18 protein-coding genes are annotated in these 14,003 nt (G+C 59.5%); 9 read left to right on the top strand and 9 right to left on the bottom strand.

Going from position 1 to position 14,003, the window contains the following annotated elements; translation table 11 throughout:
- Nucleotides 1–39: 39 nt before the first annotated feature.
- From IPK79_07140 to IPK79_07130, 3 genes are all read right to left on the bottom strand, one after another.
- Nucleotides 40–876, bottom strand: coding sequence for a methyltransferase domain-containing protein (locus tag IPK79_07140; GenBank protein ID MBK8190212.1), 837 nt, complete (start codon nucleotides 874–876; stop codon nucleotides 40–42).
- Nucleotides 848–1,897: a glycosyltransferase family 2 protein gene (locus IPK79_07135; protein MBK8190211.1), complete on the bottom strand. Its 1,050-nt coding sequence runs from the start codon at nucleotides 1,895–1,897 to the stop codon at nucleotides 848–850. Before IPK79_07135 ends, IPK79_07140 begins: the two co-directional genes overlap by 29 nt.
- Before the next feature lie 128 nt (nucleotides 1,898–2,025).
- On the bottom strand, nucleotides 2,026–2,634 hold the full coding sequence (locus IPK79_07130; protein MBK8190210.1) for a hypothetical protein: 609 nt from the start codon (nucleotides 2,632–2,634) through the stop codon (nucleotides 2,026–2,028).
- A gap of 361 nt (nucleotides 2,635–2,995) precedes the next feature.
- Between IPK79_07130 and IPK79_07125 the strand changes: the two genes are divergently transcribed.
- Nucleotides 2,996–3,358 carry a rhodanese-like domain-containing protein gene (locus IPK79_07125; GenBank protein MBK8190209.1) on the top strand — a complete coding sequence of 121 codons (363 nt, stop codon included), beginning with the start codon at nucleotides 2,996–2,998 and terminating at the stop codon, nucleotides 3,356–3,358.
- A gap of 20 nt (nucleotides 3,359–3,378) precedes the next feature.
- On the opposite strand, the gene IPK79_07120 is transcribed toward IPK79_07125, so the two are convergent.
- Nucleotides 3,379–3,705: an STAS domain-containing protein gene (locus IPK79_07120; GenBank protein ID MBK8190208.1), complete on the bottom strand. Its 327-nt coding sequence runs from the start codon at nucleotides 3,703–3,705 to the stop codon at nucleotides 3,379–3,381.
- A 238-nt stretch (nucleotides 3,706–3,943) separates the two neighbouring features.
- Between IPK79_07120 and IPK79_07115 the strand changes: the two genes are divergently transcribed.
- Nucleotides 3,944–4,678 (top strand): sugar transferase, encoded by a 735-nt coding sequence (locus tag IPK79_07115; GenBank protein MBK8190207.1) that lies wholly within the window; start codon nucleotides 3,944–3,946, stop codon nucleotides 4,676–4,678.
- 166 nt (nucleotides 4,679–4,844) lie between these two features.
- Here IPK79_07115 and IPK79_07110 read toward each other — a convergent pair whose 3' ends face one another.
- The 4 genes from IPK79_07110 to IPK79_07095 all read right to left on the bottom strand — a co-directional run bounded on the left by IPK79_07110 (nucleotide 4,845) and on the right by IPK79_07095 (nucleotide 7,668).
- Nucleotides 4,845–5,945 (bottom strand): ATP-dependent 6-phosphofructokinase, encoded by a 1,101-nt coding sequence (locus IPK79_07110; GenBank protein ID MBK8190206.1) that lies wholly within the window; start codon nucleotides 5,943–5,945, stop codon nucleotides 4,845–4,847.
- A 245-nt stretch (nucleotides 5,946–6,190) separates the two neighbouring features.
- The gene (locus tag IPK79_07105; protein ID MBK8190205.1) at nucleotides 6,191–6,646 is read right to left on the bottom strand and encodes a DoxX family protein; all 456 of its coding nucleotides are present in this window, start codon (nucleotides 6,644–6,646) and stop codon (nucleotides 6,191–6,193) included.
- Between the two features lie 37 nt (nucleotides 6,647–6,683).
- Nucleotides 6,684–6,878 (bottom strand): CDGSH iron-sulfur domain-containing protein, encoded by a 195-nt coding sequence (locus IPK79_07100; GenBank protein ID MBK8190204.1) that lies wholly within the window; start codon nucleotides 6,876–6,878, stop codon nucleotides 6,684–6,686.
- 64 nt (nucleotides 6,879–6,942) lie between these two features.
- On the bottom strand, nucleotides 6,943–7,668 hold the full coding sequence (locus IPK79_07095) for a hypothetical protein (protein ID MBK8190203.1): 726 nt from the start codon (nucleotides 7,666–7,668) through the stop codon (nucleotides 6,943–6,945).
- Between the two features lie 42 nt (nucleotides 7,669–7,710).
- On the opposite strand from IPK79_07095, the gene IPK79_07090 reads away from it, so the two are divergent.
- The 6 genes from IPK79_07090 (at nucleotide 7,711) to IPK79_07065 (ending at nucleotide 13,079) form a co-directional block, all read left to right on the top strand.
- Nucleotides 7,711–8,388: a ribulose-phosphate 3-epimerase gene (locus IPK79_07090; protein ID MBK8190202.1), complete on the top strand. Its 678-nt coding sequence runs from the start codon at nucleotides 7,711–7,713 to the stop codon at nucleotides 8,386–8,388.
- Between the two features lie 193 nt (nucleotides 8,389–8,581).
- Nucleotides 8,582–9,280: a hypothetical protein gene (locus IPK79_07085; GenBank protein ID MBK8190201.1), complete on the top strand. Its 699-nt coding sequence runs from the start codon at nucleotides 8,582–8,584 to the stop codon at nucleotides 9,278–9,280.
- Between the two features lie 94 nt (nucleotides 9,281–9,374).
- Nucleotides 9,375–9,674 carry a hypothetical protein gene (locus tag IPK79_07080; GenBank protein MBK8190200.1) on the top strand — a complete coding sequence of 100 codons (300 nt, stop codon included), beginning with the start codon at nucleotides 9,375–9,377 and terminating at the stop codon, nucleotides 9,672–9,674.
- Between the two features lie 121 nt (nucleotides 9,675–9,795).
- Nucleotides 9,796–11,667 (top strand): HAMP domain-containing histidine kinase, encoded by a 1,872-nt coding sequence (locus IPK79_07075; GenBank protein ID MBK8190199.1) that lies wholly within the window; start codon nucleotides 9,796–9,798, stop codon nucleotides 11,665–11,667.
- Nucleotides 11,664–12,380 (top strand): response regulator transcription factor, encoded by a 717-nt coding sequence (locus IPK79_07070; protein ID MBK8190198.1) that lies wholly within the window; start codon nucleotides 11,664–11,666, stop codon nucleotides 12,378–12,380. The genes IPK79_07075 and IPK79_07070 overlap by 4 nt, the downstream gene beginning before the upstream one ends.
- 234 nt (nucleotides 12,381–12,614) lie before the next feature.
- Nucleotides 12,615–13,079 (top strand): VOC family protein, encoded by a 465-nt coding sequence (locus IPK79_07065; GenBank protein ID MBK8190197.1) that lies wholly within the window; start codon nucleotides 12,615–12,617, stop codon nucleotides 13,077–13,079.
- Nucleotides 13,080–13,211: 132 nt separating this feature from the next.
- Here the strand turns inward: IPK79_07065 and IPK79_07060 are convergent, their stop codons facing one another.
- Nucleotides 13,212–13,607 carry a hypothetical protein gene (locus IPK79_07060; GenBank protein MBK8190196.1) on the bottom strand — a complete coding sequence of 132 codons (396 nt, stop codon included), beginning with the start codon at nucleotides 13,605–13,607 and terminating at the stop codon, nucleotides 13,212–13,214.
- A 33-nt stretch (nucleotides 13,608–13,640) separates the two neighbouring features.
- On the opposite strand from IPK79_07060, the gene IPK79_07055 reads away from it, so the two are divergent.
- Nucleotides 13,641–13,916: a hypothetical protein gene (locus tag IPK79_07055; GenBank protein MBK8190195.1), complete on the top strand. Its 276-nt coding sequence runs from the start codon at nucleotides 13,641–13,643 to the stop codon at nucleotides 13,914–13,916.
- Nucleotides 13,917–14,003 lie beyond the last annotated feature (87 nt).

Genomic DNA, 14,003 nt, shown 5'->3' with positions numbered 1-14,003 from the left:
TATGTTCGGGTCTAATCTCTTCTGGCACAGACTCTCGCCTTATCGCGCGGGCGGGCGCGTCACCTGAATCACCATATTCCAACACAAGAGGCCGAGCATGGGCAAGCGCGGCAGCAGCGCTTCATCCAGCGCTTGCAGCGGCCGAAACAGCCACGCGTAACGATCCGCCTGGTATAGAATCTTTTTCCAGTAACGCTCGGCTGTACTGGCGCGCTCGACCACAAAGAAATACACAAAGACCAGCAGCGTAAAAAACCAGACGTAGTCGATGCGCATTTTCGGAAAAACCCGGGCAATGGCGCGGCAATCAGCGCGACCGAGCGGCCGCTCGTCGGGCGTGCGCACCTCGCGGGCAATCCAGCGATACAGGTTAATCAGCGGATTATAGGGCAGCGGCTCGATAAAAAAGCCGCGCCCGCCTTCTGCCATCACCCGGCGAATCTCGGGCATCGCCGCCGGAATTTCAACGTGATGCAGCACGCCATTGGCGTAAATCACGTCAAAAGCCCCGTCTTCATAGGGCAGGCGCTCGGCGGGGCAGACGTCCAGACGAAGCGTCACGCCATGGCGTTCGGCCAGTTGACGGGCAATTTCAACAAAGCGCGGCGAAATATCGCAGGCGCTGACGTGCGCGCCATGTTGGGCAAAGTACACGGCCGCCTCACCCGCGCCGCAGCCCAAGTCCAGTATCCGCAAGCCCTGCATCGAGCCAATACGCTTAAGAATCAGGCGGTTTTCAAGCGCAGTTTCAGCTTCAAAGGCAATCGCCGGGTCGATTTGCGTAAAATCGACCTCCTCGGCCCAGGCATCGTGAAAACGCGCCTCGCTGGCCTGCCGACGGCTTAGATCAGAGGAGAAGACGGTCTCGACGGGCATCAGGCGGCGGCTCCGGGATAATCAACGACGGGGTTTTGGATTCGACCAGCGAAGACGCCAGCGCAGGCGGCGCCTGAAACGCATCCAGGCGCAAGGGCGCTTGCCGCACGGGCGCGCCTTCTACGCGACCAATAAGATACAGCGGACGATGGCGCACTTCATCGAAAATCCGGCCGACGTACTCGCCAATCATACCCAGACAAATCAACTGAATGCCGCCAATCAGCAGAACGCCCGCCATCAGCGAGCCCCAGCCCGGCACCCCATGCCCGGCGATCAGCGTCACGTACAGCACGTAAGCCACAGCCGCAAAACTTGCCAACGACATCGCAAAGCCCAGCGACATAATCCATTGCAAGGGCGCCTTGGAGAACGACAGCAGGCCATCGAGCGCAAAGCGCATCATTTTGAGCAGCGTATACTTGGTTTCACCGGTAAAGCGCGGATCGCGCTCGTAATACAGAGCGGTCTGCCGAAACCCAACCCAACTGACCATGCCGCGCACAAAGCGATTCTTCTCACGCATGGCGCAAAAGGCGTCGGTCACCGGCCGGCTCATCAGCCGAAAATCGCCAGTGTCGAGCGGAATATCAATATCCGACAAGCGTCTCATGAGGCGATAGAAGACTTTGGCCGTGGCGCGCTTAAATGGGGTTTCGCCTTCTCTGCGGCGACGCGTGGCATAGACCACGTCGTAGCCGTCTTCCCATTGAGCGAGCATCTGGGGCAGGAGTTCGGGGGGATCCTGCAGGTCGCCGTCCATGACGATCACAGCGTCGCCGCGCGCATGGTCGATCCCCGCGCTGATGGCGATTTGATGCCCAAAGTTACGCGACAGATGCAGCGCCGTCAACCACGGATAGCGCGTCGCCAGCCGTCCAAGCAGCAGGTCAGAGCCATCGGCGCTACCGTCGTTGACCAGCAGCACCTGCCATGCGTATTGCGGCGTTTTGGCGATAACGCGATCCAGACGTCGCGTCAGTTCAGGCAACGTATCGCGCTCATTATAAAGCGGAATCACAATGGAAACGCTTTTCGCGCGCGGCGCTCGGGGGGCAAGGGCGTCTGTCACCGGTGGCGTCGTGTCCTCATGGCAGCGTGTCTACGCACTTCGTCATACCACAAACGCGCGCGTGACGCAGCGGGGCTTCAGGACGCCGGGTTCCTTGGCCGATAAGAAGCACGGGACGTTTCTGGAAGCTTCTGCAAGGACGACCACGTAGAACCTCTGGGCCCGTTCAATCGACCGAGCAAATACCCGTAAAGCCCGCGCAACGCCGCATCCGCCAAGCGTTTGACGACGGTGTCAATGGGGTCGCCAGGTTCAAGCGGCTCGAGTTCTGCATCTACCACTCGCGAGTTATCCAAAATATGGCCATTGCGCTCTGCATGCATCTGGAATTGGTCTGCGGGAAGGCGAAAATCAATCTCTACAGGCCCCTTTGGATTGATTGGCCGCTTCACGGTAATGGTCCAAGGCCCCCCTTCCGAGGAAGTCGCCTCGTTAACCCCGGCGATACCCATTGCCACTAAAAGCAGCTGAAGCAAGCCTTTTGGGAATTCTTCCAAACGCTGTTGGTCCTCAACAGGCCCAAAACTCGGTACGTGAGTAACAGGAGGCAGCTTAGCGACAAGCCTATTCATGTCATCATCACCACGGACTAAGACTTTAGGCAACGGGACGGCGCCCTGAATGACCGCACTATTGCTTTGCTTTTGACTTGGAATCATGTGGCCGAATCGAAGCGTATGAATCATCGCAAGCCTTTCACCTATCAAGAGGCGCTGGGTGCAGCCGCTTAAGGCCTATACACCCGAAGAGTTTCCCTGCATCACGCGGCAAACTGCGCTCACCCGCGCAAAACGCCAAAGCAGAAGAACCCGGTACTCACAAAACCCTGAACAAAAACAGAAGCGGAATTGGATAAAGAACAAACGGAGGGAACACGAGATGGATCGAAAAACCCCGCCCGCCCAAATAGGGCCGAGGCGGCGGATGCCTTATAGAAGCACAATTAGAGCCAATTGTCAATTTTTCGAGACTGGACGGCCCTTGGCGCGATGGTCTATAATCAATTATATCGTGATGGAAGCGTTTTGGGAGGATTGCGAGATGATGATGCAGACGCGTCGTGGAAAATCATTCCAGCAACTGGTGATGGAGGCGAAATCCCGCATTCGCGAGGTGCCCCTGACTGAATTTATGCGCTGGCGCAGCGAAAACCGGCCCCTTGTGATACTCGACGTGCGCGAACCCGAGCAATTCGACGCCGAACATATTCCGCAGGCGATCAAGGCTCCGCGCGGCATTCTGGAATTGGAAATTGACGAGATGGTCCCGGATCAGGACGCGACCATCGTCTGTTATTGCGGCGGCGGGAGCCGTTCGGCGCTGGCGGCTGATACGTTGCAGGCCATGGGCTACGAAAACGTGTATTCGCTGGTGGGGGGCTTTCGCGGCTGGAGCCAGTCGAACGGCTGAGACTTCAAGCCGAACACGCTTTAGGCGCTCAGGGCCGCAAGGGCGTCCTGCTCGTCGGCGAACAGCTTCAGCACGCGACTGAGCTTGGTAAGATCCAGCAGTTGGCGCACTTGTGGCTGAATTCCGCAAAAGCCCAGCGCGCCGCCGTGCGATTCGCAATACTTGAATGCTGAGACTAAAGACCCTAACCCGCTGCTCTCAATAAAGGTCACCTGAGCCAGATTCAGAATGATGCGCCGCTGACCGGATTCCAGTTGCTCTTGCACCGCCAGTTGCAAGGCTTCGGACTCAAACATGGCGGGCACATCCAGCACAACGCCGTCAGGGAAGGGTCGCGTTTCTATCATAATCGGGGAAAAGCCTCTCTATAAGAAGAATAGCCGCAGCGCCAGGGACCGCAGCGCGCCTCTGGCCGTCGGCACGCCTCGTACCGCCCTTATTATACCCTGATTCCCCGACGCGCAAACCGATACGCTTTGTAACATGAGGGCCGAAGAAAGCAATTCTACAGCGGGCAAAGGTTTAGTTGTATATATTAAATATTGAAATCATGCGCCCGTTTTTCATGCAGAATGGACTCATCTGATGCTGGAACCGCTGACGTTTTCTCTCACTGCCTCTGCCACCCGTCCGTTTTCACCGCCGCTTTCGCCGCATGCGCCGGCCGATAGCGCGACGGAACTTGCCTTCTGGCGCATTCGCCGCCGTACGCTTGCGCAAGCCCAGCAGGCCCTCAAGAACGCAGGCGATCGCCTGCTGGCGGCCGCATTATTATTGGCCGCCGCGCCAGCAATGGCCTTTATTGCGCTGGCCATCGCAATTGCGACGCCCGGCCCCGTGTTTTACCGCAGCCCTCGCATTGGGCGGCATTATGCGCCCTTTCACATGCTTAAGTTTCGGACGATGCGCGTTGACGCCGACGCCGCGCGCGATGCGCTGCGCGCAGAAGCGAATCTGACGGGAGAACTCTTCAAGCTGGCCGACGACCCGCGCGTCACGCCGCTGGGGCGTTTTCTGCGCGCCACCAGCCTCGATGAACTCCCGCAACTGGTCAATGTCTTGTGCGGCGATATGAGCCTGGTCGGCCCGCGTCCCCTGCCGCCGGATGAGAGCGGTTTATTCCGCGCGCCGTACACGCTTCGGTTTCAGGTACTCCCCGGCATTACGGGAATCTGGCAGGTCAAAGGCCGCTCAGACGCCAGTTTTCAGCGCCTCTGCGAATTAGAGCTTGGTTACCTGCAGCGCTGGACGCTGTGGGAAGACATTAAAATCCTCGGCTGGACGCTGCCCGCCGTGCTGCTGCGAAAAGGCGCCCGCTAGGCGGGACGCATTTAAAGGGCCCGCGTTTTGATGACGCAACGGCAGCGAGCGTTCCTCGGCGCATCATCGCCGCTTTCTATACCAAACGCCCCTTGTTCTCACCGAGAAAAAGGGGCGTTTTTAGCTTTTTAAAAGAATAGAACCGCAAGCGGCCTCGATCAGAGGACTAGTCGCCCAGCGCGATATCCACGCCGCGCGCCGCACTGACCAGATCGTGATCCACCGCCACGTAGTTATATTTTTCGATGGCCTCTGAGAACGGGACTGCCGTGACGTGTGGCGTACGATAGGCCACCATCTTGCCATACTCGCCCGCAAGCGCCAGTTCGGCGGCCTTCACCCCGAATTGCGTCGCAAGAATGCGATCGTAGCCGGTAGGGGTGCCGCCGCGCTGCAAGTGACCCAAAATCGTGACCCGACCTTCGACGTTCAGGCCGCGCTCCTTGATTTGAGACAGCAGCTGTTGACCGACGCCGCCGAGCAACTCGTTATGGTAGCCGACCTGATCGCTTTTGTGCGAGAGGATTTCGCCATCGATGGGCTTGGCTCCCTCGGAAATCACGACAATCGCAAAGCCGCGCCCGTCACCCATCCGCGCGTTGATCTTGTCGATCACCTTGTTAATGTCGTACGGGATTTCAGGGATCAGGCAGACGTCCGCGCCGCCGGCGATGGCAGCGCTCAGCGCGATCCAGCCCGCATAGCGGCCCATGACTTCCAGGATCATCAGGCGGTTGTGGCTGGCGGCAGTCGTCACGAGCTTATCGACCGCATCGGTTGCGATCTCGACAGCCGTCTGAAAGCCAAATGTCACATCCGTCGCTGACAAATCGTTGTCGATAGTTTTGGGGATGCCGATGAGATTGACCCCGCGGTCAGTCAGTTGCTGGGCAATCGACATCGACCCTTCGCCGCCAATGCTGAGGACGCATTCCACGTGCAGCATGTCGCGCAAGCGGTCAATCAACTCCTGGGAGCGATCGACGGTGATCCACGAGCCGTCTTCCTGCTGAACCGGCCAGGCATAGGGGCCGCCCTTGTTGGTGGTCTTAAGAATGGTGCCCCCGCGAATATGAATTCCCGACACGTCGCGCGTCGTCAGGCGCACGACCTGGGGCGGATCGCGCAGCACGCCGTTAAAGGCCTCGATGCTGCCGAGCACTTCCCAGTCTTTTTCGCGATCCATCCGTTTCACGACGGCCCGAATTACGGCGTTGAGTCCGGGGCAATCGCCCCCGCCGGTCATGACCATCAGTCGCTTCTTCATCACGGTAGTGGTTTCCTGTTTAACTTGACGCGACGCGTGTCGGCTGCTTTCTGAGCCTGCGCATGCTGCTTGATGCGAAGGGGCAGAGTCGCCTAACCCATACATAAATTGGCGTCATCTTAAGTCAGAGGCGGCGTGAATTCAACCCGCACGCCCGCGTCGCCAGACGCCTGCAACCAGTGTACAGACCCCACAAACGGCATAACAGGAGTCCCAGCCCTCGCCAATCACCACAGCGGCGCGTCTTAAAAAGACGCAGAGCGCGGCCGAAATAAAAAGGCATCCAGCGCATACCGCCCGGGACCGACCAGCATTAACAGCAGGGCAAGAGCCCAGTAGATGAGCGGCAGCTCAAAAGCAGGCTCCCCCGGCGTGGCGCCGACAAATGCATGATGCGCAGGGAAATGGACCATCCCAAGCGCAACCGTCATCGTGCACAGGATGCCGAAGGCCGCCAGCGGCGTCAACAAGCCCAGCATCAACGCAATGCCGCCGCCGAACTCGGCAACGGCCGCCAAGGCCTGAAAAACTCCGGGCACTGCGGCATCCGGGCCCATCCAGCCCATGGGGTCAGCGATTTTACCGACGCCATGCAGCGCAAAGGCGGCGCCCATCGTCAATCGCACGGCCAGCAAGCCCCAGGACGCGGCATCGGGATGCGTCGCCGGAGCGTAATACCGCGTGAGAACAGAGGGAATCATGGTAAAAGCCTCCGATTGGATGAAATCCGGCTTAACGCTACCCTTTAAATCCGACGCGAGCATGAGCTCCATCGCAAAAAGGATTCCTGGCGGAGGCCCCGCAGCGACACAGCGCAACCGTCGGCTTGTCGAGCGCAACCGGCGCGCCATCGGCCCCCAGCAGCTCAAAACCGCCCGAGACCAGAATCGGGCCATTCGGCAGCAGTTTCAGAGTGGTTTTTTCGCTTTCCATCACAGGGTTTCCTCTTTTTAGACAAGTGCTTGAATCAGGATAAAAATGCGTTTTCAGAAAAACATCATCCCTCAAACTCAGCAGCTACAATCAGCGCAGACAGATTATCTCGTAAAATAATCTCACGACGCGTCTCCAGCGGGAGATCTTCAGGCAGTTCCAGCGTGATCACCGAAATCTGTCGCTCAATGCCCCAATACGCCCCGAACGAACCGGGCGTCGGGTAGCCAATATCGGCAACAACCGGATAGCCATTGGCTTCGCCCATGGCCTTTGCCAGCGCTTCGGCGGGTCCGTCATAATTAACGACCCGATAGGGCGTATGTACGGAAATAATCTTGCGCGGGCGGATGGCGTCTATCAGCGCGATCAGCAGACGGGTTTCAGGCTCGCTGGCGGGCTCCGGGCCGGTGTAATAAGGCGTATCGTCTTCGCCGGGGGCCCAATTGCGCGTAGGATAGTTACGGTTGAGATCCACGCCGCGCGCATTGACGCGGGTCTGCGCCGCCAGCCCGTCGGGATTCGCCACCGCGATAACGCCCAGTGGGCCGCGCGCCGTCAGACGGGCTAACGGCGCCGCATCTGAGCAAAGCCAGTCAATCCAGTCGCGCATCAGGTCAGCGCTTGGGCCCTCATCGCCATGAAACGCCCCAATAAACAGCGTATCCCACGGCGTGTAATCCACGACGCCAGGCGCGGAAAAGACAACTGCTGTCACCGGCCGACCCTGAACCGACGCGCCGAGCGTCCGCTCAACACACGTGACATCCTGAGTGGCAATTGGATTCAATTCGCGCTGACGCCTCATGCTTCCTATGATATCATCGCAGCCATGACGCGCTCGCCCGCCCTTGTACTATCGCCCGGCCAGCGGCGAATCGCCCCGTCGATTCTCTCGGCGGATTTCGCTCGCCTTGCCGACGCTCTGGCCGCCCTGGAGGCCGCCGGCGCCGACTGGATCCATCTGGACGTAATGGATGGGCGCTTTGTGCCGAACCTCACGCTGGGCCCGCCGATTATTGAGCGCCTGCGCAGCGTCAGCCGCCTGCCGTTTGACGTCCACCTGATGATCGAACGACCCGAGCTATCGCTCAAGGCCTATCGTGACGCGGGCGCGGATATTATCACCGTGCATGCCGAGGCCTGTCGACATCTGCACCGCACGCTGGAGAGTATTCGCGAACTGGGCGCGCTCGCTGGCGTATCACTGAATCCCGCAACGCCGCTCAGCGCGGTGGAAGAAGTGATCGACTCCATAGATTTGGCGCTGGTGATGTCGGTTAATCCGGGCTTCGGGGGCCAGCGCTTCATTCCGGGCAGCGTGAGCAAAATCGCCCGCCTCAAAACCATGATCGGCGCCCGTCCCGTTTTCCTCGAAGTGGATGGCGGCATTTCGCCCAAAAACGCGCATGATGTCCTGCAGGCAGGCGCCAACGTGTTGGTGGCTGGCTCGGCGGTTTTTGGCGCCAGCGATATGGCGCAAGCCATCGCCGCGCTGCGCGCCGGATAGCGCCTCGCCTTCGTGTTTTCTGCCCGGAGGACCCTGCCCTGTGAGATGCTCAGCCAGATCTGCCTCTTTATGGCTTCTACGGTCGGCGCTCGCGTATACATTCGTCTCGACCGCGCTTCCAGCCGCCGGATGGGCAGATCCACCGCGCAATGAGCTGGAAGCCACCACTCGACGCGGCATCTGGGATAATAATATGACGCAGGGGGTCACCGGCTTGGGATGGGAGATTCCCGACAAAGGATCATCAGAGGGCAAGTCCGGTATCCCGAAAGAAGAGCGGCTGTATTACATCCCGTCTCATCGCGATCTGAACCGCTTGGGCGATGAGGTCGATCGCCGCGATCTTCAAAGCGCGGGCAAAGCCCGGCGATACTCCCCCGACGCCCTGCTCCAGTGCCAGCTCGATTGGCGCGCGGGCTCGCACGCCCTGAGCAAGGGCTATTATCTCGCCTCGCTGGGCGACGACGCGTCGGGCTCGCGACGCGTACATGGACCGTTTTATAACGCCCCGGCGCACGCGCCGACGGTTTCGGCCTCGTCATCTCAGAGTTCTGGCAATGTCAAAACGGCAGCGCCTGCGCATTCGACGCTGGTCTTGACCCGGCAAGGGCGCGTAGCGGCGGTCCTGCCAATCGATCGCGTGGCCGTCTACAGCCCCCAGCCGGGAGAGCCCTCGGCGCGGCGGCCGTTTGCGCGCATCGAACAAAGCGACGAGGGGCCGCTGCTGCGCTTCTATTATAAGGACCGAATCTACAGCAGCCCGCTATCACCTCCCGACGCTGCGAGTCGCCTGCCCGGCGCATTACCCGCCCATGGCCCGGAGACGGCGACGCCGGATGCGCTGCCCCCGCTGCAGTCGCCTGCGTGGCAAGCGGCGCCCGCCGGATCCTGATTACCTGACGGCCCCACACCTTTGCTACAATAGATCGTCTTACAAATAACGCCGCCAGCCGATTCCCCCCAACGCCCCTCAAGCGCCAATACCCGTGATTATTGAAGCATTCAGCGAAGAACTCAAGCGCCGCCCGTCTTCCGGTGAAAAGCCAGAAGAGGCGCTACATCGCTGGCTGTCGGACATTCTGGATTTTCCGCCAGAAGATCCGGTGGGGCACGTGATTCACACCGAGATTGCGCGCACCCAGGTGAACGGGCAACGCTGGTTTTGCGGGCGATCCCACAGCGGAAACCGCTTACTGAAGGCGCTTTATGCCTATTGCCGCAGCTACGACAACTGGCGATTCTCGCGCTGGCTCCATGAGATTCGCGCCTCGGACTTCCGGCGCTAGGGAGCGGTAAAATCCGCCGCCTGAACGACACCATTTAGAGGGCGCGGCGACAGCAGTCCAGCTTCTACAATAAGGCCAGAACCCCGCAAAAACGCCTATTCCGCGGGGATGAGGGCCTTTGATGCGTTTACCGCCGCTGCCCCGTGAACGTCGCCTGCGCGACGACATAAACGCCCCGACGCCGCTGGACACGCTGACCACGCGCTTCCTGATGCTGTTTGTCATCGTGCTGGCGATTCCACTGCTCTCAATCATCATTTTCACAGTGAACCTGTTGAGCAGTCAGGTCGATCAAACGACCCTGCGCGAGGCCCTGCGCAACGACGGCGCACTCCAGAGAGCGTTTCAAACAGCCTTTCAAAAGTCCGAATCCTCTCAGCCTGAGGCGTCTGCCGAGGAGTCTTCCCGCGCCAATAGGCGTACCATCATCATTGATCTGGCCAAACGCCGCGCATCAGGCCTGACGCCCACGCCTATGCCGCTGGATGCCGCCATTCAGGAGCTGCCAGGGCTGACGCTGACGCAAGATCCCAGCCAACGGGGAGACGCCGTAACGTTTTCCGGCGTTTGGGACAATCACCTCACGCTATTTCGGTTTTCGCCGTGTCAAACGCCGTGTTTACAGCGCGTAGGACTCGCTGAACCGGTGACGGAAGCCTTTCTGGCAGACCTCTACCGCGCCGACCCTTTACTGGGCGGCGGCGTGTGGATTCTACAGGAGCCTTTCGACGCCGACGAGCCTCAATGGCTCTCCCGCAGCGATGCGCAAACGACCCTATTATCGCGATCCGAGCAGCACTCCCTGCTCAGAGCTTTGCCGGAAGAGCCCACGCCCCACGCCCCATTGATAATGGCCGGTGAGCAAAAAGTTCGCGTCGTCCAGCGTTTCGCCTTCGACGCCTCTAACCAGAAAATCGCTCGTATCATCGCGTTTCTGCCGACCCGAGCCTTTGAAAACGCCATGGGCAGCTACTATCTGGGCATGTATCTCATTGTCGTCTCCGGCCTCCTCTTTTCCATCACCGTCGCGATTCTCGCCGCCCGGCGCATCACGCTGCCCGTGCTATCGCTGGTGCGTCAGGTTACGACGCTCAATCGGGCCAGCGACCTCGACCGACGCATTGAGGTGCGGGGCGTTCACGAGATTAACACGCTGGCCAAAGCGTTCAATCGCCTGCTGGAGCGCCTGCGCGACGAGCATCGGATGAAGGACGAGTTCGTCGCCACCCTGACACACGACCTCAAAGTCCCGCTACTCGCCGAAAAGCAGACCTTGCACTATTTACAGCAAGGCGCCTATGGCGATCTAAGCGCCGAACAAGCCGAAGCGCTTACGACACTGGCCAGCGCCAGCGATGCGAATCTGCAACTGGTTAACAGCATCCTCAACGTGTATCGCTATGAATCGTCTCAAGCGCGCCTGCGCTTTGAGACCGTGGATCTCCCGGCGCTGGCGCAAGAGGCGGTGGCCGAGCTGGCGTCGCTGGCCCAGTCGCGGCAACTGGATCTTCGGATCGTGCGTGAGGCCGGAGATCTCAACGTCTGGGCCGATCGCCATGAGCTGCGCCGAGCCCTCACCAATCTGATTGGCAATGCGATTGCCAATACGCCGCGCCATGGCTGGATCGAATTCGAAATCATCGATGCAGAAAGCTTCGGCGAGCTGATTGGTCCAGATCCCCGCTATCGCGACGCGACGTTGACGAACGCGCTGACGACGCACGGTTGCGTGCTGGCCCGCGTACGCGACTGCGGCGTGGGATTCCCTGTCGAGGATCTGCCCCGACTGTTTACGCCCTTTATCGCCAATCGTGGGCGCACGCCCATTAGCATGGGACTGGGCTTATACAACTGTCATCAGGTAGTGACGGCGCATGGGGGCGCGTTATGGGTAGAAACAACCGAAGGCGAAGGATCATCGGTGAATTTGCTGTTGCCTCGCCGCACGCCTGAAAACGACGCGCCGCCGCCCACCGAGGAAACCGCTTCATGACCAGCGAAAACGCCTCGCAAGGCCGCATCCTGCGCGTGTTGATTGTCGACGACCAGAAGCTCGTGCGCTCAGCCCTGCGCACGACTATCACCCGGCTGGGCGGCCCCGATCTGCGCGTGGCAGGCGAGGCCGAGGAAGGCCGCGAAGCCATCGCCCTATCAGCGCGCCTGACACCGGATATCATTCTGATGGACGTCGGCATGCCCATTCTTGACGGGATTCGCGCCACAGAGACCATCCGACGCCAGCGCCCCGAGGTTAAAATCATTATGCTCACCAGCCATGAGGCGGATGAGGATATTCTGGACGCCTTCCGCGCCGGCGCTAACGCCTATTGCCTCAAGGACGCCTCGCCGGAAACCCTGATCACCGTCATCCGCCGCACCGCCGCAGGCGAAAGCTTCGTCGATCCCAAGATTGCAGGCATCCTGATCCGAAAAAGCGTTTCCCAGACAGAAACGCCCGATTTGAGCGCTTCGAGGGACAAGCCTTGTCAAGGCGATTCTGACGTCTGTACGTCAGATATGCTGACTGAGCGTGAGTTAGATGTCCTGCGGCTGATCGCGGCGGGCAAAAACAACGCCGATATCGCGGAAACGCTTGTCGTCAGCCCTAATACGGTCAAAACCCATCTCAAGAACCTTTACCAGAAGCTCGATGTGGACGATCGTACCAGCGCCGCGCTCAAAGCGCTGCGCGATCGCATTATTTGAGACGAGCAACACCCAGGCGCAAGACTTAACTTTTAAAGGCGTTGTCTGGTCACGCGAAGCCTCTGCCAAGGCGTTCCCGGCAGAGAAAAATCCGCGCTGGCGCATTTGACGGCAACTGAAAAATTCGTTACGCTAACACTCCAAGTTTGAGAAAGCTCATAGAAAAAATCTGACAGAGCAGAGAAATCTAACAGAGAAAAGAAGTCTTACACAGTAAAAGAAGGAGTCCCTGTTATGACGCATCCAGCGCCGCCGGCTCAAAATAGCCTCACCCCGCATCTGGTGGTCGACAACGCCCGCGAGGCCATCGATTTCTACAAACGCGCCCTCCGCGCCCAGGAAATGTACGTCCTGACCACGCCCGACGGGCGCGGCATCATGCACGCGCAACTCCAGATCGGCGAGTCGCACCTCTTTCTGTGCGATGCGATGGGCGAAAACTGCTCTTCCCCGCGAAAGCTGGGCGGCAGCCCCATCACCCTTCACCTGTCGGTGGATGACGCCGACGCGTGGTATCAAACCGCCGTCGCGGCAGGTTGTGAAGTCATGATGCCCATTCAAGACGCCTTCTGGGGCGATCGTTACGGACAGGTCAAAGACCCGTATGGGCATCAGTGGGCGTTTGCGACCCAGCAGCGCAACTTGAGCCCGGAAGAAATCCAGCGCGCGGCCCAAGCCTGCTGCGCGGGCGGCGTCTAAAGAGGAAAACTCCCGGCGCGCCTGTTTTCATCCCATCATCGACGCAAAAAAAGCCCGCCGCGCAGTCGCGGCAGGCGATGAGGCCTGGAAATGAGCGCGCCTCGGCGCATTATCCCTCTTCTGCTTTCCCCCTTATGCCTGTTGGCTCGCGTTAGAGCCGGATACCTTGGCGGCGGCGTACTGCACGCCTGCAACGCCCAGCGCGCCGCCGATGTACAGCTTGGCGAATTGACGGAACGTGAATTCGGGCAGCAGGCCCGTCACTTTGTTAAACAGCTTGCTGGCGATAAAGCCGCCAATCATCAGCTTGGCGTGACGCCAGAAGGCGCCAATCAAAGAGCGGCGCTCGGGCGCTTTAGGCGCAAGAATCGACGTGGAAGCCGTGCGAGCGCGGCTCGGCGCGTAAACGTCTGAAGCCATCGTGAGCGGACGAGAGGAAGAATCCCGAAACGCTTGAAACGGGCTGTTGGCATAACCATAAGACTGCGGATAGCGGTAAGCGCTAGTGGGGTAGGACATCGTGGACATGGCGGCGTCTCCTCAAGTCTGGGCAAGCGGTTTGTGCGGGCTGATGATGGTATTAAAGCGCTTACGGCCGGGCTGTTCATAAGAAGACTTTCTCAAATCTGGCAGGAAGAATTTCCTATTGACCGCCAGAAGCGCGCACCGCCTATCAAGCGCTTATCAAAACAGGCCGTCGCAACCGATGGCCAAATCCCAAAACACGGCGATCCGCTCAACAGAGGATACGATTCGACACAATATGAAGATTTATTACAGAAACCTGCTTGCGCAAATCGTTTTTATATCGGCCCGCGACGCCTAGGGGATCGCTGAAGGAGCAGGGGTCTGAGCGATTCAGAATTGCCTATCGCTGAAGGGGCCGAAAAATAAGCGTTTTCAACCTTGCCAAGTCCGTTAAGG

Source organism: Vampirovibrionales bacterium (genome assembly GCA_016712355.1).
In the GTDB taxonomy this organism is placed as follows: Bacteria; Cyanobacteriota; Vampirovibrionia; order Vampirovibrionales; family Vampirovibrionaceae; genus JADJRF01.
Note: the sequence above shows the minus strand (reverse complement) of the source record. Positions and strands in the feature narration are given on the sequence as shown.

Excerpts from the sequence above, each read along its gene's own strand:
- IPK79_07140 (MBK8190212.1), bottom strand. The coding sequence starts at position 876 with ATGCCCGTCGAGACCGTCTTCTCCTCTGATCTAAGCCGTCGGCAGGCC.
- IPK79_07130 (MBK8190210.1), bottom strand. The coding sequence starts at position 2,634 with ATGATTCATACGCTTCGATTCGGCCACATGATTCCAAGTCAAAAGCAA.
- IPK79_07125 (MBK8190209.1), top strand. The coding sequence starts at position 2,996 with ATGCAGACGCGTCGTGGAAAATCATTCCAGCAACTGGTGATGGAGGCG.
- IPK79_07120 (MBK8190208.1), bottom strand. The coding sequence starts at position 3,705 with ATGATAGAAACGCGACCCTTCCCTGACGGCGTTGTGCTGGATGTGCCC.
- IPK79_07115 (MBK8190207.1), top strand. The coding sequence starts at position 3,944 with ATGCTGGAACCGCTGACGTTTTCTCTCACTGCCTCTGCCACCCGTCCG.
- IPK79_07110 (MBK8190206.1), bottom strand. The coding sequence starts at position 5,945 with ATGAAGAAGCGACTGATGGTCATGACCGGCGGGGGCGATTGCCCCGGA.
- IPK79_07105 (MBK8190205.1), bottom strand. The coding sequence starts at position 6,646 with ATGATTCCCTCTGTTCTCACGCGGTATTACGCTCCGGCGACGCATCCC.
- IPK79_07100 (MBK8190204.1), bottom strand. The coding sequence starts at position 6,878 with ATGGAAAGCGAAAAAACCACTCTGAAACTGCTGCCGAATGGCCCGATT.
- IPK79_07090 (MBK8190202.1), top strand. The coding sequence starts at position 7,711 with ATGACGCGCTCGCCCGCCCTTGTACTATCGCCCGGCCAGCGGCGAATC.
- IPK79_07085 (MBK8190201.1), top strand. The coding sequence starts at position 8,582 with ATGACGCAGGGGGTCACCGGCTTGGGATGGGAGATTCCCGACAAAGGA.
- IPK79_07075 (MBK8190199.1), top strand. The coding sequence starts at position 9,796 with ATGCGTTTACCGCCGCTGCCCCGTGAACGTCGCCTGCGCGACGACATA.
- IPK79_07070 (MBK8190198.1), top strand. The coding sequence starts at position 11,664 with ATGACCAGCGAAAACGCCTCGCAAGGCCGCATCCTGCGCGTGTTGATT.
- IPK79_07065 (MBK8190197.1), top strand. The coding sequence starts at position 12,615 with ATGACGCATCCAGCGCCGCCGGCTCAAAATAGCCTCACCCCGCATCTG.
- IPK79_07060 (MBK8190196.1), bottom strand. The coding sequence starts at position 13,607 with ATGTCCACGATGTCCTACCCCACTAGCGCTTACCGCTATCCGCAGTCT.